The 17,224-nt window shown below is 68.0% G+C and carries 15 protein-coding genes; 8 read left to right on the plus strand and 7 right to left on the minus strand.

Features of this window, described 5'->3' with window-relative positions; all coding sequences use genetic code 11:
• The first annotated feature begins 96 nt into the window (after positions 1 to 96).
• Complete coding sequence (locus tag ACFTSF_RS11140; RefSeq protein ID WP_380153680.1) at positions 97 to 903, plus strand: BTAD domain-containing putative transcriptional regulator; 807 nt, start codon at positions 97 to 99, stop codon at positions 901 to 903.
• On the opposite strand, the gene ACFTSF_RS11145 is transcribed toward ACFTSF_RS11140, so the two are convergent.
• Positions 892 to 4,980, minus strand: a complete 4,089-nt coding sequence (locus ACFTSF_RS11145; RefSeq protein WP_380153681.1) for a carboxyl transferase domain-containing protein — start codon at positions 4,978 to 4,980, stop codon at positions 892 to 894. The two genes, ACFTSF_RS11140 and ACFTSF_RS11145, sit on opposite strands and share 12 nt — an antisense overlap.
• 85 nt (positions 4,981 to 5,065) lie before the next feature.
• Positions 5,066 to 5,926: a TetR/AcrR family transcriptional regulator gene (locus ACFTSF_RS11150; RefSeq protein ID WP_380153682.1), complete on the minus strand. Its 861-nt coding sequence runs from the start codon at positions 5,924 to 5,926 to the stop codon at positions 5,066 to 5,068.
• Positions 5,927 to 6,094: 168 nt separating this feature from the next.
• Here ACFTSF_RS11150 and ACFTSF_RS11155 point away from each other — a divergent pair, with 168 nt between their 5' ends.
• Positions 6,095 to 6,982: a BTAD domain-containing putative transcriptional regulator gene (locus tag ACFTSF_RS11155; RefSeq protein ID WP_380153683.1), complete on the plus strand. Its 888-nt coding sequence runs from the start codon at positions 6,095 to 6,097 to the stop codon at positions 6,980 to 6,982.
• Positions 6,983 to 7,043: 61 nt separating this feature from the next.
• On the opposite strand, the gene ACFTSF_RS11160 is transcribed toward ACFTSF_RS11155, so the two are convergent.
• From ACFTSF_RS11160 to ACFTSF_RS11170, 3 genes are all read right to left on the minus strand, one after another.
• Positions 7,044 to 7,244: a heavy-metal-associated domain-containing protein gene (locus tag ACFTSF_RS11160; protein ID WP_380153684.1), complete on the minus strand. Its 201-nt coding sequence runs from the start codon at positions 7,242 to 7,244 to the stop codon at positions 7,044 to 7,046.
• On the minus strand, positions 7,241 to 8,272 hold the full coding sequence (locus tag ACFTSF_RS11165) for a sulfite exporter TauE/SafE family protein (RefSeq protein ID WP_380153685.1): 1,032 nt from the start codon (positions 8,270 to 8,272) through the stop codon (positions 7,241 to 7,243). Before ACFTSF_RS11165 ends, ACFTSF_RS11160 begins: the two co-directional genes overlap by 4 nt.
• 64 nt (positions 8,273 to 8,336) lie before the next feature.
• Positions 8,337 to 8,687: a hypothetical protein gene (locus tag ACFTSF_RS11170; RefSeq protein WP_380153686.1), complete on the minus strand. Its 351-nt coding sequence runs from the start codon at positions 8,685 to 8,687 to the stop codon at positions 8,337 to 8,339.
• An 87-nt stretch (positions 8,688 to 8,774) separates the two neighbouring features.
• On the opposite strand from ACFTSF_RS11170, the gene ACFTSF_RS11175 reads away from it, so the two are divergent.
• The 4 genes from ACFTSF_RS11175 to ACFTSF_RS11190 are packed head-to-tail and all read left to right on the plus strand — an operon-like array spanning position 8,775 to position 14,908.
• Positions 8,775 to 11,279: an AMP-binding protein gene (locus tag ACFTSF_RS11175; protein ID WP_380153687.1), complete on the plus strand. Its 2,505-nt coding sequence runs from the start codon at positions 8,775 to 8,777 to the stop codon at positions 11,277 to 11,279.
• Positions 11,258 to 12,283 carry an iron ABC transporter substrate-binding protein gene (locus ACFTSF_RS11180; RefSeq protein WP_380153688.1) on the plus strand — a complete coding sequence of 342 codons (1,026 nt, stop codon included), beginning with the start codon at positions 11,258 to 11,260 and terminating at the stop codon, positions 12,281 to 12,283. The genes ACFTSF_RS11175 and ACFTSF_RS11180 overlap by 22 nt, the downstream gene beginning before the upstream one ends.
• A complete protein-coding gene (locus ACFTSF_RS11185; protein ID WP_380153689.1) occupies positions 12,267 to 13,859 on the plus strand; it encodes an ABC transporter permease in 1,593 nt (530 codons plus the stop codon). The genes ACFTSF_RS11180 and ACFTSF_RS11185 overlap by 17 nt, the downstream gene beginning before the upstream one ends.
• On the plus strand, positions 13,856 to 14,908 hold the full coding sequence (locus ACFTSF_RS11190) for an ABC transporter ATP-binding protein (protein WP_380153690.1): 1,053 nt from the start codon (positions 13,856 to 13,858) through the stop codon (positions 14,906 to 14,908). Before ACFTSF_RS11185 ends, ACFTSF_RS11190 begins: the two co-directional genes overlap by 4 nt.
• On the opposite strand, the gene ACFTSF_RS11195 is transcribed toward ACFTSF_RS11190, so the two are convergent.
• The gene (locus ACFTSF_RS11195; protein WP_380153691.1) at positions 14,891 to 15,160 is read right to left on the minus strand and encodes a hypothetical protein; all 270 of its coding nucleotides are present in this window, start codon (positions 15,158 to 15,160) and stop codon (positions 14,891 to 14,893) included. The genes ACFTSF_RS11190 and ACFTSF_RS11195 overlap by 18 nt on opposite strands.
• A 56-nt stretch (positions 15,161 to 15,216) precedes the next feature.
• Here ACFTSF_RS11195 and ACFTSF_RS11200 point away from each other — a divergent pair, with 56 nt between their 5' ends.
• Together ACFTSF_RS11200 and ACFTSF_RS11205 are read left to right on the plus strand one after the other, a co-directional pair.
• The gene (locus tag ACFTSF_RS11200) at positions 15,217 to 15,999 is read left to right on the plus strand and encodes a MerR family transcriptional regulator (protein WP_380153692.1); all 783 of its coding nucleotides are present in this window, start codon (positions 15,217 to 15,219) and stop codon (positions 15,997 to 15,999) included.
• Positions 15,974 to 16,642: a TetR/AcrR family transcriptional regulator gene (locus ACFTSF_RS11205; protein ID WP_380153693.1), complete on the plus strand. Its 669-nt coding sequence runs from the start codon at positions 15,974 to 15,976 to the stop codon at positions 16,640 to 16,642. Before ACFTSF_RS11200 ends, ACFTSF_RS11205 begins: the two co-directional genes overlap by 26 nt.
• Here the strand turns inward: ACFTSF_RS11205 and ACFTSF_RS11210 are convergent.
• Positions 16,632 to 17,183, minus strand: coding sequence for a hypothetical protein (locus ACFTSF_RS11210; protein ID WP_380153694.1), 552 nt, complete (start codon positions 17,181 to 17,183; stop codon positions 16,632 to 16,634). The genes ACFTSF_RS11205 and ACFTSF_RS11210 overlap by 11 nt on opposite strands.
• Positions 17,184 to 17,224: the final 41 nt, after the last annotated feature.

Raw genomic sequence — 17,224 nt, forward strand, 5'->3', positions numbered from 1 at the left:
AAAATGACCCCGGAACCGTAGTACTCTCGTTGCCCGGGGTAATTGGCTGCAGCCGGGTCCGAGAGCTCCATCACCCTTTGTCGCGGGGAGGCTACGTTGGGTGCCCGGTCGGAAAATCAAACGCTCGCACCTCAAGAGCCCTTTCGTGCATGGCTGTTCGGCCCGTTCCGGGTCGCCCGGGGCAGCACTGACATCGCCGATCAGGCCTGGGGCCGGAAAAGCGCCCGGACACTCCTCAAATGGTTTTTGTTGAATCCCGGACAATCGTTCAGCGCGGCCGAACTGTGTGACGTTCTGTGGCCGAATGGAAACGCAAAGTCCGCCACCAAGAATCTCCATGTGACCCTGCACTATTTGCGCCGCGTCCTGGACCCGGATTTACCCAGCCGGAGTCCGTCACGGTTCGTCCGGACCGACGACACCGGGCGGTACCGGTTCGACGAACACCTCTGGTGGACCGACGTCGGCGAGGTGGACTGGCTGTGGCGATCGGTCCAGGCAAGCGCCGAGCGCGATGACCACACCACAGCGATCGCGACCCTGCTGCAACTCGTCGACCACTACGGCCGTGGCTTCCTCCCGGAGGAGCTGTACGAGGACGCGTTCACCGACTTTCGCGACCTCCACGACCGCAAGCACAGTGAGGCGCTCCACGCGCTCCTCAAGCTGTACAGCGATCTGGGCCGCCGCTACGACGTGCTGGCTTTCGCACAGCGGATCCTCGACCGCGATCCGTACTCCGAATGCGCCGTCACCGCACTGGTCGAGGTACACCTCGCGCAGGGCAACCTCGCCGCCGCGAAGTCGGAGCTGGATCGTTTCGTGCGCACGCTCAAGGAGGATCTGGGGACGCGCCCGAGCCCGCGGGTGACGGCACTCCGTCGGCGACTGTCATCCAGCTGACCCGGCCGCGTCCTGGCCGGGCTTTTCAACGGCCGCGATGATCGCCGGCCGGAGGTCGCCCGGCGGAATCACTGCGTCGACCGACCCCACCGCGACGGCCCGATCGACGTCGTGGACGCGATCGAACTCGTGCGCGAGTTCGTCCAGCATCTGCGCCTGGACGGAGTCCCGCACATCAGCGAGGTCCAGGCCGATGCGCAACCGCTCAGGCCCACTGATCGACTCCAGGTCGGCCTCCAGAGCCGCGACCCGACCGTCCGCCCGAGCACGCCGCCTGGCCTCACCGGACAGAACGACGTTGGCCGCCGGAGCGCCCCCGATCACCGAAGCGCGCGCACCGGCGACAGCCAGCGCGGTGAGGTTCGGGTTCAGCCGCTTGGAGAAGACGACGAAGGCACCACCGTGGTACCGGCCGACGACGCAGAACACGATCGGCCCCTGGAAATTCACGACGGCCCGGCCGATCTCGGCGCCGTACTCCAACTGCAGGTTCCGTAGTGAGTCCGGGGATCCGTCGAAGCCGGCCAGGTTGGCGAGCACCACGAGCGGGCGGTTCCCGGAGGCGGCATTGATGGCACGCGCAAGCTTCTTCGACGCCCGCGGGAACAACGTCGCCGCGCTGTACATCGGCGGCCCGTCCGCGGGGACGAGACCTTGTCGACGCGTCGGCCGTGACTCGACGCCGAGCAGGCAGACGGCGTGTCCGCCGAGACGAGCGTCGAGGACGACCGCGTTCTCCGCGTCGGCCATGTCGGCCCAGCGTTCGAGCGGCGTCGAGTCCTGATCCGTGACCGCCCGCATGACGGTCCGAATATCGAAGGCCTTCTTGCGCTCCGGGTTGTGTTCGACGGAGAAGATCTCGCCGACCGTACGGAAGTCACAACCGTCGACGGCATGCGGGTACTCGCTGATATCCCGATCGACCGGATCAGCGGTCGGCACCCACCGCGGTCCCACCTCGCCAGGAGCGACGTACGTATGGTCGTAGTGCCGCATCAGGATGCCGGCCGCGCCGGCCAGGTTCGGGGCCCAGTACTGGCCTTGCCCGTTCGGGCCCATGACGCGTTCGTAGCCACCGATACCGGCCTCGCTGTCGGCCGACACCGCGCCGGAGAAGTCCAGGGATCGCTTGCCGGTCAGCACCATCGCGCTCAGCGGCGTCATGATCAGCACGCCCTTGGTGTGCATGAGCATCGTCGCCTCGGCGTTCCAGTACGGCTGAGCTCCGACGTTGATGCCCGCAGCAACGACATTGATCTCGCCGCCGGCCTGCGTGAACGACACGATCCTGCGCAAGGCCGCAGCGACCCAGTCCATGTTCTCGGTGCCGGAGTCCATCGAGATCCGTGCTCCGGACGACAGCGCGAACCATTCGACCGGTACGCCGAGCCGCTCGGCCAGATCGATCGCGGCGATGATCCGACGGCACTCCGGCTCGGCGACCGCACCGAGTGCACGGGTCGGGTCACCGCACATCAGCACCCGGGTCATACCTTCGGGATAGGTGGGGGTGACAGTGGTGACCGTGCCGACGACAAGCCCGGCGCTACCGCGGGGAGAGCCGCGATCGACCGGAACGAGGGCACCATCCGCGTCAAGGTTCAGCTCCGTGAAGGAGCCGTCCGCGCCCGCGAGGAACCTGCCCAGATGATGCGGGCTCGGATATCCGCGCGCGCTCGCCTGCCTGGATCGCAGCTCGTCCGCGTCGAAAGGCCGCAGTGGCTCGTCCAGATCCTGGGCGTCGGACACGACGGGCGTCCGGCTCAGCGGATCAAGGGTCAGACGTCGGCCCGGTCGCCCGTACAGGATCAGCTCTTCCAGGTCCGGATCATCAACAAGTGGCGCCAGATCCTCGACGGATGTCTTGGCACCGTGGATCCAGATGTGGATGCGGCCGAGGATGGGCGGTGCCGAGGCCCGCGCGATCCGGACAGCCGCCATGCAGTCGTTGACGACCCGCTCGACGGCCTTCCCGTCGTCCGGATCGGAGATCTCGCCGATCGCGACCAGCCGCCGGTCCGACGGGTTCATGGCTGCGCGGCATTCGTACACCGGAACGTCTGACGGCACGCGCTTGACCTGGAAAAGCTCCAGCCGGTGCAGGCGCCGCCGGGCCGCGTCGCCCAGTTCCGGAGCGTTCAGCGTGTCCGGCGACGGCCGCTCGTACCAACGATGGCGAACCGCCAGTGCAAGATCCCGAAGCTCCCGCGCTCGCTCTGCCTCGGACAACCGATCAAGAACCCCCTGTGCCCCGCTCACCCCGGAGGCGCTCTCGTGAAGCCAACGCTGGAGAACCGCGGCGACGACCTCTTTGGCCGTCGATTCCCGCCGGCGGTGCGCCCGGCAGATCCGGAGGAGCACGTCGGGCGCAGGCAGTTCAGCGACTCCGTACCAAGCCGATGCGCGCTTGAGCCGACTCCAGAGCCCGTCCTCGTCGTCCGAACTACGCGAACGCAGATAGCGGTGGAAATCAGCACACCGGTACAAGTCGTCCAGGTCGGTGTAAGCAGTCAGGAGGTCGACCTCTTCGGCACCAGGCGGACCGCCCGACGTCGTCCGGTAGGCCGCGAGCCTGGCACTCGCGATCGCCTCGTCAGCATCGAACCCGAGGATCTGTGCCAGCATCTCGTCGTGAGCTCCGAGCCGCGTGGCTGGATCAGCGCCCCCGCTCAGGACATCTCCCGTCGCTGGCTGCTTCGCTTCCAGCACGACTGACCCGACCCTGACCAGCGGGGCGCCGTACGCGACTTGCGCGCCGGGCTGGACCAACCACTCCCCGACCTCACAGTCGAACGGCGCCCGGACCACCGACTCGAGCTTCATCGACTCAAGCACGGCGAGCGGCGTACCGGCGACGACACGCATGCCCTCAGCAACGGACTGCTGGACGACGAGGGCCGGGATCGGCGATCGCAGGATCAACCCGTCCCGATGCTCGATCCGGATCGGATGACCGGCCACCTCGACCAGCTCGAACCCCACGTGCGCCGACGTGACGACGGTGACTGCCGAGCCGTCCATGGTGAGCCGCCGCCGAAACGCATCGAGTCTCTCGACCTGCACCTCGACGTCGGCAGCGGCGCCGAACTCGCTGTGGATCGAGAGTTGGTAGATGTCCTTGGTGCGCTGGAGCGCATGCACGCGATAGGTGATGCCGTCGAGGCCCAGATGAACGGCGTGTCCGTCGTCCGCCCCCAGCGCAGGCAATCCACGCGCGGCCGTGTCCAGGAAGGTCGCGACGTCCTCGGCGAGGGCGCGGGCGCACGCCTCAACTGCCGCAGCGACCAATGCGATCCGGCCCGCAGTCTGCGGCCGACCGCTGCCGAGCTCGGCCAAGAGCTCGCCCTTGTTGCTTCTTGCCCCAGCCGCGACAACCGTCGTACCGGTGAGGGCGCGACCCAAGCGCGCGATCGCCTCGCGCGCGGTCGCACCGTACGCCGTGATCCGCGCCACGACCGGACTCCCGAGGGCACACACCGCGTCGCCTTGGGACACACCCGGATCCACCTGGATTCCCGTGCCGCCGGGCAACTCCAGCAGACGGATGCGGCGGCCGCATTCCGACCCGTTCTCCAGATCGACCAATCGCAGCTCCGCGGCGGCCGCGAAGGCGGGCCTCACCACGCCGGCCGCACCCACCGGCACGTCCGCAGCGATCCTGAGCTCGTCCACCAGACGATCGATGCCAGCAGCAACGACTGCACCGGAGCCGACCACTACTCCCGCGACCGCGGGCTCACAACCGGCACCGAGCAACGGAAGTCCGAGGGTCCGGCACACCTCGCGCACACAGTCCTCCGCGTCCGGCCAGCCGCCGGTCCAGACGGCATCCGCACCCACCTCCGTCAGCACCCGCGCCAGCACGGCCGCCTCACCAAACAGGTGATCCCTAGCGGATCCCAGTTCCACAGCGGCATCGGCGTCACGGACGCAGCGTGCGGACCGGTCTTCGCTGAGGTGGAGCACCACCGCACGCACCCCTCGATCCGAGGGCAGGTCCCCGTTCAGGTCACGGACAGCATGGATCACCTGCAGGGCGGGTGCTCCCCGCCCGATGATCGCGAGGCACCTGAGCACATGGCCTCCTCAGAGCGGACTTTCCCGCTCAACCATCTGCTCAGCGACTTACAGCCTGCCTATCACCGGCGTAAGTCGCAGTCCGCTAGACGATGGCCGCCCGCTGCTTCGCGCGGCGTTCGGCGACCGCCTGACTGACCTCGACCAGCCGCTCCCAGTCGTCACCCATACCGACGCGGCTGCCGATCTCGCGCATCTGGGCCCGGAACAAGACTCCGGACTTGATCAGCTGCGGCCGGATGTGGCCGTAGACCTCCAGCGTCACGATCGCGAACAACTGAGCCCAGGCGAACTCGAACAACCAGACCATCCCCAGCGCGTCCTTGCCGAGCAGTGCGGCCAACTCGGACCGGGCTTCTGAGGCCTGGCTGTGGACCGCCACGAAGTCGGGATCGAGCTCCTCCGGCGCGGGCACCGGAAAGGGTGACTGCTTCGACAGCCTCGCCAGGGCGCCGCCGAAGTGGTCTGCGAACAGTTCAACGCCGTGACTCCCGGTACCGCTGACTCCCCGCGACAGTGGGTAGCTGCCCGACTCGGTACGAATTGTCCGCTCACCGGACAGTGAGTTGGTCACGAAGACGAGCTGGAACTCGGACTTGTTGTCCAGCGCCCAATCACGGAACGCAGTCGCGGCCGCCACGATCTGAGCCGCGGGGTCCTCGTCGCCGTACACCTCGCCGGCTTCGACCATCTCCCGGGCGACGTCGGCGAAGATCGCGTCCGAGAGCAGTTCGTTGAGAGCCGCCGGGTTCTTGACGTATCGATATAGCGCCGGCGGCGTCAGGCCCATCTCCGTTGCCAAAGCCCGGAGCGTCACCTCCCGCCCGTCGCGCAGCATCGACCGCCCGAGCTCGACGATCTCGTCGAAGGTCGCGAGCCGTTGACGTTCCCGGCGGGTGAGGACGGGTCGGTCAGGCCCCTCACCCCTGGATTCACGCTGAGTCATTGCCAACCTCCGGCCAGGCGGCTGCGACAGGGAGCACAGCCCATCGCTTGTAACAGTAACGCTTGACAACTCTAGTGAACAACATTCACGCTAAACCATGTTAACAAGCCGTACGCCTATAGACTGGGGTTACGGAGGGCAATTAGAGTGAATGCTGTTAACCATAGGGTGGGGACGCTCGAGCCGCTGGACTGGATTCACCCCAGGGAGCGAGAGCACAAGGCGGTCTATCGCGCGTACCTGTTCGGCCCGTTCCGGGTGTTCCGGGGTGACGAGGCGTTGGGACAACGCAGCCAGCGCCGGGAGAAGGCTCAGCTGCTGCTGAAGTGGTTCCTGCTCAACCAGGGCCAACCGCGCTCGATCGACGAACTGATCGAACTGGCGTTCCCGGCCGCCGCACCGGACAAAGCCGCGAGCAGCTTCCACGTCGCGATGCACTGCCTGCGCCGCATGCTCGAACCCGACCTGCGCCCGGGCGAGGAATCGTCGTACATAAGGCGCAGCAGCAACAACTTCTACCGCTTCGAGGCCGACAGCGAGTGGTGGACCGACACCGCCGAAGTCGACCGCCTCTTCGACCAGGGCCGCACGAGCGACAGCCGCGGCGACGCCCAGCGAGCCTGCTTCTACTACGGTCAGGTCGTCGGCCACATGAACAGGCGCCTGCTCGAAGACGACAGTCCGCAACCATGGCTCACGCCGTACCGCCGCCGCTACCAGGCACTGCAACGCGAGGCCCTACTACGTCTTGTGCAGATCCACGGCGAGCGCGGCCAGATCGACGAGTCCCTCGAATACGCCCACCAAATGCTGATCGGCGACCCCTACAACGAGCTCGCCGTCACCACCATCGTCGAAGCCGACCTCGCCTACGGACGTCTCGCCCACGCAAGACACCGAATCAGCGCCTTCCTGGACGCCCTCACCCACGACCTCGGCATCGCACCAAGCCACGGCCTCCTGACCTTGAGGGCCCGAGTCCGGCAAGACGTCCCGCACCCGCCACGCGGAGAGGTCCAACTAGAGCTAGCCGCAACCTCAAGCCGCGCCGGCTAACCAGTGACCTGCCGCCTTCTCCTAGCCGCGCGTCGCCGAGCGGCTAGGAGCGGCGTCGAAGTTACACCGTCAGCAGACGCGCGGTGTAACCAACGGACTCGATGGCGGCCGTGACCGAGGCCGGGGCAACAATTCCGTCCACCACGGTCCGGCCGGTGCGGGTGTCCGTCGTGGACGAGAAGACACCTGCGATGTCCTCGATGGCGTCGTCGACGAGCAGGCCGCAACTGCTGCAGTGCATTCCGGTGATCTCGAAGATCATGATCCTGCCCCCTTGAAGACGACACGACCGGAGTACATGCCCATCCCGCACGAATACTTCAGCGTGCCGGACTTCGGCGTACCGAGATCGACGCTCGTCTCCCCCGTCGCTTCGAGAATCAGCTGCTTGTCGAGGGCCGGAATCACGAAGGAGCGGACACAACCGCCCGTCCGGTTCGTCGCGACAACCAGGGTGGTCGGGGTGTCTGCCTTCGCCACCACCATCTCGGGCGTGTAGCCGTCACTGCGCGCCTGGATGGTCACGATCTGCCGCCCGTCGACGGTACGGACCGTTGTTGCAGGCACAACCGTTTCCGCGGCCGCCGGGGCGGTACCGTCGGGCCACCAGCCACCGAGCCGAACGCCGGACGTCAGTGTCCAGACTGCGACAGCCAGTACGACGACGCCGGTTGCAACGCTGAGCCGTCCTTGCCACAGTCTCGCTGCCGAGCGCAGGACGACGCCGATGACTGCGAACAGTGGACCCGTCCCGATGACGAATCCGGCCATCACGGCGGCTCCACCGAGCACGGATCCCGTGGTGACTGCGACGAGCTCCATGCTCAGTGTGACGCCACACGGAATCAGAACGGTCAGGAAGCCGAGGACTGCCGGGGCCCCGGCGCTGCTCGACTTCGCGGATCGGCGGACCCGCGTACCCCACGAGGCGGGCAGTTGCGGGATGAAGCGCCTTACCGCTGAGACGCCCATCATGTCGAGGGCGAACAGCACCATCAGGACACCGGCCGCGAGCAGCAGAATCGCCTGGGTCCGAGGACCGGGTTGAATCGCGGCCCCGACGATTCCGAGTGCCGCACCGAGCAGAGTGTGCGACACGAGCTTCGCACCCAGGAAGGCAGCAACCGGAGCGAACGGGCCAACATGCTGGTGGTTTTCGTCGGACAGTGCTTTGTGACGACGGGTCACGGCGCTCGCGAGCAGTCCACCTTGGACCGCAGCACAGGACGCCCCACCCGCCAAGAGACCGGTGGTCAAACCGGTGACGAACAAGGTCAGAGAACTGGCCATGCTGAATACTTTCTGTGTGTGGGATCAGTGAGTCGAATGTGCGGCTGACCGAGCCGCACACCTCCTAGATCCGGTTCACACACAGGGCATGAATGTCCGGTGGCCGATCAACCGACGCATCGACACAAGGCACCAGCCCCGGGCATCTCAGCGCCGGCGCATCAGGCGAAGCGAGATCCGCAGCCGCGACGGACGCCACCACAACATCAACGGTCGCCTGGTGACACTGCTGACTCGGATCGACACAATGCCCACCCGGTCCGGCGTCCTGGCGCTGATCGCCGACCGCGTGCCGCCCGTGATCCATCGCCGGCATGGGATGATCCGCCGCCGCGGGCCAACTGCGCCCAGCCACACAGAGCAGCGCCAGCAGGCAGACAACAACCGCCCACCGAGCACGAGCCACCGCCGACATGACCCAAATCCTAGGTCAGCGGACGGTGAAAACCGTCACGGTGCCGGGTTGTTGATGACTCAGGAATGCTTAGGTTAGCCTCACCTCGTGTTTCCGCCGCAAGCCCGGCCGTCCACCGGGGCTTTTCCGGTGTCCGCAGCCGCCGATACCGACCACCCTGCCCTGATCGATGGCGCCGGGGTGCTGACCTATGCCGAGTTGACCGAGCGAGTCGATGCGCTGGCGGCCGGCCTGCCCGCGGTTCAGACGGGGCGCCGGTTGGTGCACATTCCGCTCACGGCTCGGTGTGACGTGGTGCTGGGCTACCTCGCCGTGCTCCGCGCCGGGCATGTCGCGCTGGTGACTCCACCCGAGCACGCTCCGATCACGGCGGCCTACCCGCCGGACGTCTGGCTGCGCGGCGACGGTAGCTTCAGCGAAGTTGCCGGTCCACAGCACGAGCTTCACCCGGAGCTGGCGCTGTTGCTCAGCACCTCCGGCAGCACCGGCTCTCCTAAGCTGGTGCGACTCAGCCACAGCAACCTGATCAGCAATGCGGACGCGATCGTGGCAGCGTTGTCCATCAGCCCGTCCGACCGAGCTGTCACTTCCCTTCCGCTGCATTACTGTTTCGGCCTCTCGGTCCTGCACGCCCAGCTTCTGGCCGGTGCCACCGCGGTGCTCTGGGACGGTTCGGTGACCGAATCGGCCTTCCTTGACGAGTTGCGCAGGTGCCGAGTCAGCTTGCTCCCGGCCACACCACATGTGGCCGATCTTCTCGACGTACAAGGAGTTCTCGACGAGCTGCCCTCGCTGCGCCTGCTCGCCCAGGCCGGCGGTGCGCTCCCCGCTGCGAGGGTCCGCGAGCTGGACGCGCGTGGTCGTGCGGGCGGGTGGGCGCTCGCGGTGATGTACGGACAGACCGAGGCGACCGCGCGGATGGCCGTTCTGCCGCCTGAGTTGGCCGGTGCGTACCCGGACGCCGTGGGCTGGCCGATCGCAGGTTCCGCCTTCCGACTGGACAGTATCGAACAGGCCGACGGGGCGGTCGGAGAGCTGGTGTTCACCGGGCCTGGCGTGATGCTTGGGTACGCCGAACATCCCGACGACCTCGCACTCGGCCGGATGCACACCGAGCTGCGAACCGGCGACCTGGCCACGATCGACGAAGCCGGACTGGTCCGGATCGTGGGCCGACGCTCCGATTACGTCAAGATCATGGGGATCCGGATCGATCTCGGTCAGGTCGAGCGTGGGCTGCGAGGCGAGGGACTCCACTGCTGTGTCACCGGAACCGACGATCAGCTGCAGGTCACCTACGTCCCGCGCGGCCGGACGGCGCGTGCCGTCCTGGAGAGCGCTGCATCCGCCTCAGGACTCGGCGCCTCGGTGGTCTCGGTGCGCGACGTGCCCCAGCTGCCGATGCTGCCCAACGGCAAACCCGACCGGCGCGGGAGTGCCGCGTTGCACGAGACCGCCTCCGTGGCGAGCGATTCCGTGTTGAGCGTGCTTGCACCGCTGATCGGCCGCCACGAGATCGACCTCGACCGGTCGTTCGCAGAGCTCGGCGGCGACTCGTTCAACCACGTCGCCGCGTCACTCGGCCTGACCCGACTGCTCGGGCACTTGCCCACCGACTGGCACCATCGACCAGTCCGCGAGCTGATCGGTCTCGCGGCCCAGCGCGGTGCGGAGCCGAGCCGGCGCGCTCTGACCCAGCGTGTCGAGACGACAGTGCTCCTGCGCGGCGCGGCCGTGATCACCATCTGCGGCAGCCATGTCGGGCTGTTTCGTCTCGCAGGTGGCGCGCACATCCTGCTCGCGGTCGCCGGATTCCTGTTCGCCAGGTACGTCCTAAGCGCCCAGGAGACGGCCGAGCGGGTACGTCGGACCATCCGCGGCGCGATCGGGATCGCCGTACCGTCGGTTGCTGTCGCCGCGGCGATGGTGTTCGGGTTCAAGTGGATCCATTGGTCGAGCCTGGCGCTGGTGCACTGGCTGGTGCGGCCCGGTGAGATCAACATCTTCTGGTTCGTGGAGGCGCTGCTGCTCGTCTCCGCCGCCACCACCGCCGTACTGGCATTCCGCCGCGTGCGTGCCGCCTATGCGGCCGATCCGTGGCGGACCACGATGGTGGCACTGGTGCTCCTGCTCATTCCCCGCTACACGGTCCCCGCGCTGTACGACGGCCCCGTGCGCGGTCTGCCCGGCACGGCCGCCTGGCTGTTCGTCGCGGGGATCGCAATGGCGGTCGCCGGCACCTGGCGGCGACGCCTCGTCGCGGCCGGCGTCGCGGCGGCCGCCACGGCTGGCTTCTTCCCCGTCTGGGAGCGCACCTTGACCATCCAGGCAGGCCTTGTCCTGCTGGCCTTCGTGCCGACGGTTCCGGTGCCGCGATTGCTGGTCCGGCCACTCGGCGTGCTCGCGGCGGCGTCGTTGCACATCTATCTCGTACAGTTCCAGGTCTTCGCGTTCTTCGACTCCCCGGTCGCCAAGTTCACCGCCGCACTCGGCATCGGGCTCGTGTTCTGCCTCATCAGCACCGCTGTCTTGCGCCGGCTCCCTGCATTCTCCGAGAAAAGGACTGCCCCATGCGTCGTCGTACCTTCCTGACCGGCCTCGGGGCCCTCGGCACGATGGGCCTGGTGGGGTGCGGCTCCAAGTCCGGGGACGAGTACACCGCCGACCCCGGCTCGCTGCAGGTGTACTCCGCGCAGCACGAGAACCTCACCAAGGCCTGGGCGGAGGCCTTCACGAAGGCGACCGGGATCAAGGTGCAGGTTCGCAAGGGCTCCGACTCCTCGATGGGGCACCAGATCGTCGAGGAGGGCTCCGGCTCCCCCGCCGACGTGTTCCTCACCGAGAACAGCCCGGCCATGACTCTGGTCGAGCGGAACAAACTGCTCGCCCCGATCGAGGACGCGACCCGGGCCCAAGTACCGGCCGGCCTCACCCCGTCGTCCAAGGCATGGATCTCGATCGCGGCCCGTTCCACCGTGCTGGTCTACAACCCGTCCAAGCTGGCCGACGCCGAACTGCCCAAGTCCCTGCTGGACCTGCAGAAACCGGAATGGAAGGACCGCTGGGCCTGCGCGCCGGGCGGTGCCGACTTCCAGGCCATCGTCGCCGGCATGCTCGCCGGACAGGGCGCACAGAAGACCAAGGACTGGCTCGACGGCCTCAAGAACAACGCCCGGCCGCTGCAGAACAACATCGCCACGATGAAGTCCGTCAACGCCGGCGAGATCCCGTGCGGCGTGATCTACCACTACTACTGGTACCGCGACCAGGCCGGCACCAAGGAGGGCAGCGGCAACACCAAGCTGCACTACTTCAAGCACCAGGACCCGGGAGCTTTCGTCTCACTCTCGGGCGGCGCGGTGCTCGCCGGCGCGAAGAAGCCGGACGAGGCGCGCAAGTTCCTGCAGTACATCACCAGCCCGGCCGGGCAGAAGGTTCTCGTCGACTCGCAGTCGATGGAGTACGCGGTCGGCATCGGCGTCTCCTCGGCCCCTGCGCTACCGCCGCTCAGCACCCTGCAGGCGCCCCCGGTCGACCCCTTCACCCTGAACTCCGACGAGGTCAGCAGGTTGATGACCGATGCCGGCATTCTCTGACGTCCGCGCCGAACCCAGTACGCCGTACGACGAACCGCCGGCCGTGCAGGTCCACCGGACCGTGCGGGCGCCGTGGCTGGTGGTCGGCGCGGCTCTGCTGGTCGCCGTACTGGTCGTGTCGCCCTTGCTGGTCGTCTTCGGTCAAGCGGCAGCCGCGGGCACAGCAGAGGCGGCACGGCTGCTGCTTCGGCCAAGGACCGCGGAGCTCCTCCGAAACACCATGGTCCTGGTGGCACTCGTCGTACCGGCGACCGTCGTCCTCGGATGTGGCGCGGCCTGGCTGGTCGAGCGGACCACCTTGCCCGCGCCGGGAGTTTGGCGCACCTTGCTGCTGATGCCGCTGGCGATACCGGCCTTCGTGAGCAGCTATGCGTGGACCTCTGTGCTGCCGTCGGTCCAGGGGCTCAGCGGTGCCGTCTTCATCACCACGCTCGCGTACTACCCGTTCGTGTTCCTCCCAGCAGCCGCTCTGCTGCGCGCGCTGGATCAAGGACACCTCGATGCCGCGCGCTCACTCGGTGCATCGGGACTGACCGCGCTGCTCCGTGTTGTCCTGCCGCAGCAGCGGCCAGCCATCGCCGGTGGTGCGCTGCTGGTCGCTCTGCACCTGCTCGCCGAGTTCGGCGTACTGCAGATGATGCGGTTCCCGACGTTCACTACGGCGATCCTGCAGCAGTTCGCGGTCGGGTTCAGCAACGCCGCCGGCAGCCTGCTCGCCGCGGTCCTCGTCCTGCTCTGCCTGGCGCTGCTCGCGGCCGAGGTGCCGCTGCGTGGCCGGAGGAGGATCGCCCGGCTCGGGTCCGGAACCCGGCAGCGGCCGATCGCCCACCGGCTCGGCCCGTGGTCGGTCCCGGCGCTCGGCGCGCTCGCAGTTCTGGTCGGTCTCGCCGTCATGGTGCCCGCCGTGATCGTGCTGCGCTGGCTCGAGCGCGCAATCGCCGAAAGCGCCGTGGATCTCGGATCGTTGCTTGCGGCAACCGGATCGAGTGTCGGACTGGCCTTGCTCGCCGGTCTGGCGACAACACTCGCTGCGCTGCCCGGAGCCTGGCTGCTGCATCGCTACCCGTCCCGGCTCGCCCTTGGTCTGGAACGCGTGACGTACGTCGCCAGCGCACTCCCCGGCGTGGTGATCGGCCTTGCCCTGGTGACACTTTCGGTGCGCTGGGCACGTCCCGTCTACCAAACCGCCGCGCTCGCTGTCGCGGCGTACACGATCCTGTTCCTCCCGCGAGCGATGGTGGCCTGGCGATCCGGCCTGGCCGCGGCACCGACCGAACTGATCGAGGCGTCGCGTTCGCTCGGCGTGCCGGGGCCCGGTACCTTTGCGCGCGTGGTGCTGCCGCTCGTCCTCCCGTCCGCGCTGACCGGCTTCGTTCTCGTGTTCCTCGCCACCGTCACCGAGCTGACCGCGACGCTGCTGCTCGCCCCGACCGGGACCGAGACGCTCGCGACGGCGTTCTGGTCGGCGAGTGACGAGCTCGACTACGTCGCGAGCGCGCCCTACGCTGCGGCGATGATCGCCTTGTCCGCCCCGCTCACCGTGCTGCTGCGCCGGCAGATCCTGGACCAGCGATGACCAGCGCCGGCATCACGATCAGCGACCTCACTGTCGGGTACGGCGGCCCGCCCGTCCTCGACGGCGTCAGCCTGCAGGTCCGCCCCGGCGGCACCCTCGCCGTACTCGGACCGTCAGGCAGCGGCAAGACGACACTGCTCCGCGCGCTGGCGGGATTCGTCCGGCCGGCCGGCGGGCGGATCGAGATCGGCGACAAGCTCCTCACCGACGGGCAGGTGCTCGTCGCACCCGAACGACGCGGAGTCGGCTACGTTCGCCAGGACGGCGCACTGTTCCCACACCTCGATGTCACCGGCAACATCCTGTTCGGACTCCCCCGGGCCGAACGCCGCCGCGCAACCCAAGTCGGCCCGCTGCTCGAACTCGTCGGGCTGTCCCCGGACCTGGCCAAGCGCCGACCGGACGAACTGTCCGGCGGCCAGCAACAACGCGTCGCACTGGCCCGCGCGCTCGCCCGCGAACCCGCCGTCGTACTCCTCGACGAACCCTTCTCATCCCTCGACACCGCACTGCGCGCCGCCACCCGCGAGGCCACGCTCACTGCCCTCACCGAACGCGGCGCCACCACCGTCCTGGTCACCCACGACCAAGCCGAGGCACTGTCCTTCGCGGACCAGGTCGCCGTCATGCTCAACGGCCGCTTCGCCCAGATCGGCAGCCCGGCCGAGGTCTACGAGGCTCCGGTCACACCCGAGGTCGGCGCATTCCTCGGCGAAACCATGCTGCTCCCTGGACACGCCGACGGCCGAATCGTCGACTGCGTCCTGGGCAAACTCGATCTCGCCGAGCCCACCACCGGCGCCGTACTGGTCATGATCAGACCCGAGCAACTCACCCTCGGCGCCCCGACAGGCCTGACCGCGCGGGTCGTCTCGACCGCCTACCACGGCCCGGACGCGATGCTCCGCCTCGACCTGACCGAGACCGCAACCCGCCTTGTGGCCCGGGTGCCGGGCCACAACGCACCGCACCCCGGCGACCTGGTCGGCGTCGCCGTACCGGGCCCGGTCCGCTCATTCCCCAACTCTTGGTCAGTCGGAGCTGAGTAGTCGATCCAGTACGTCGGCAGCTTCGTCGTACCCGGCGTCTGCGATGCGCTGCAGTTCTCGGAGGTCGCGGTTGGCGGCCGCGCGGCGGGTGAGGAACTCACCGGCACGGTCGTTTCCCTCGTCCAGTAGTTCGTTCAGCTCGTCGAGGTCGCCGCGGGCGTCGGCGAGTTCGGCGAGGCGGTCCTGGGCTCGCTCGTTACCCTCGTCGGCCAGTGCTCGGAGGGCCGGCCGGTCGGCTTCGGAATTCGTCATACCGCGATCGTGCCGCCTTGCCCTTGGGGCAAGGTCAAGTGCGAGAAGCTGGGCTGGTGATCACCATCGGGCAGCTTGCGCAGTACGTCGGGGTGTCGACCAAGACGATCCGGGTCTACCACGCCAAGGGCCTGCTTGCGGAGCCGCCTCGGGACGCATCGGGCTATCGGCGATACACGGCGCAGGATCTGATCCAGTCGATCAAGATCCGCACCCTGACCGAGGCCGGCGTACCGCTCGCCAAGGTCGCCTCCCTGACCGGTGCGCCGGCTCCTGAGCTTCGGTCGGCGGTCACCGGGATCGAAGCCGACCTGACGGCTCGGATCGACCGGCTTGTCGCCGCGCGCGATCGGTTGCGGGCGCTCGGTTCCGGTCGCAGCCCGTTCCTGCCTGCCGATGTCGAGCAGCACCTGGGCCGACTGCCTGCGCTCGGGTTCTCCGAGCGGTGGGTCGCGATGGAGCGCGATCTGTGGATCCTCACCTTCGCAACCGATCCTGAGCGCGCTCACCAGTACTTCGTCGATCAGGCCCAGGCGCAGTCCGATCCGACCCTGGTTGCCCTCTACCTGGGCTGCGATCGGGCGTACGGCCTTGATCCGGACGATCCGGCTCTCGAGGAACTTGCCCAGCGCATCGTCCAGGCGTCGGTGGCGAGGTACAGCGTCGAGGAGCTCCATCAGGAGTTGGCGGAAGCCCAGCTCCCCCAGCTGGTCCAGTCGTCGGTCAACGCGTCCTCACCTGCCTGGGAGCGCCTCGACGACCTGATCCGCTCAGGTGTCCGCCGGGCGACGGCGGAGAAGCTACGCTCGTCGCATGCCACGCCAGACCCTCAGCCGTGACGACATCGTCCGCGGGGCGATCGCCGTACTGGACGCTGAAGGCGTCGACGGCCTGAACGTTCGGCGCCTCGGCAGCGAGCTCGGGGTGGCGGCCACCGCGATGTACTGGCACGTCAAGAACAAGGACGACCTCGTCGTACTAGCCGGCGACCACGTCTGGCGCGAGGTCGAGTTGCCTGACCCGGCTGTCCTTGGTTGGCGCGACGCGACGACCGCGTTGGCGACCGGCATCCACGACATGCTCAGCCGCCACTTCTGGCTGATCACCGCCATGAGCACACACCTCATCTACGGTCCGGGGAAGGCGCGGGTCGACGACCACACGCTCGGCATCTACGAAGCGGCCGGGTTCACACCGGCGCAGGCCGATCAGGCTGCGGCGACGGTACTCATGTTCGTGATCGGCGCGACCCAGGGTGAAGCGTCCGAGTCGGCCTGGCGCGCGAGAGCGCAGCGCGCCGGACCTGACCCCGAGCAGGTACTGCGGGACACGATCGAGCAGATCAACGCGGTCGCCCAGGAGTTCCCGCGACTGCGCGCCCGGCTCCTGCCTGCGACGGAGCCCGAAGCCGAGGCCGACGATCCGTTCGCCTTCGGCCTCGCTGCCATCCTGGACGGGCTCGAGGCGCACCTCAAGACCTGAAGTGGGCGGCGACGGCGGAGGTCGCGAGCAGCACGATCACCACGATCGACCCGGCCGTCGCCAGGACAAACCGCACGAACTGCAGCGGCCGCAGCCAGCTGGGGAACTCGTTGCCTGCGGCACGTACCACCGCGCTCGCGTCGAGTCCGCGCGCTGCCGGATCGCTCGACCGCCGGAACGCGGCCGCCACGTAGCGATCAGCAAGCAACTGCGCCCCCGTCACGAATCCGCCGCCGGTGAGCAAGAGACCGGCCAGGATCCAGGTCAGGACCCGCGCCACGCCGATGCCCGCCAGGTCCAGGGCCGCCAGCACGAACAACACCGCTGCGATCCCGAACGGGAACAGCATTTCGCGTCCCGATTCCGAGAACTGGACCCGGTGCTGTTCCAGGAGCTCCACGGCGGCGCCCTGACGCCGTACGTCGGCCTCGGCGGCCCGCTGCGCCGCATCGCCGTAGCGGTAGGCCGCGACCGGAATCACACAGAACGTCAGACCGAGCAGAACAAGCACGCCCGCCACGATCCAGAGACCGACCGGCATCACAACCTCCCACTTGAGCTTAGTTCAGGAAGCGTATCTTG

It is taken from the genome of Kribbella sp. NPDC056951, from assembly GCF_042674205.1.
Taxonomy (GTDB): domain Bacteria; phylum Actinomycetota; class Actinomycetes; order Propionibacteriales; family Kribbellaceae; genus Kribbella; species Kribbella yunnanensis.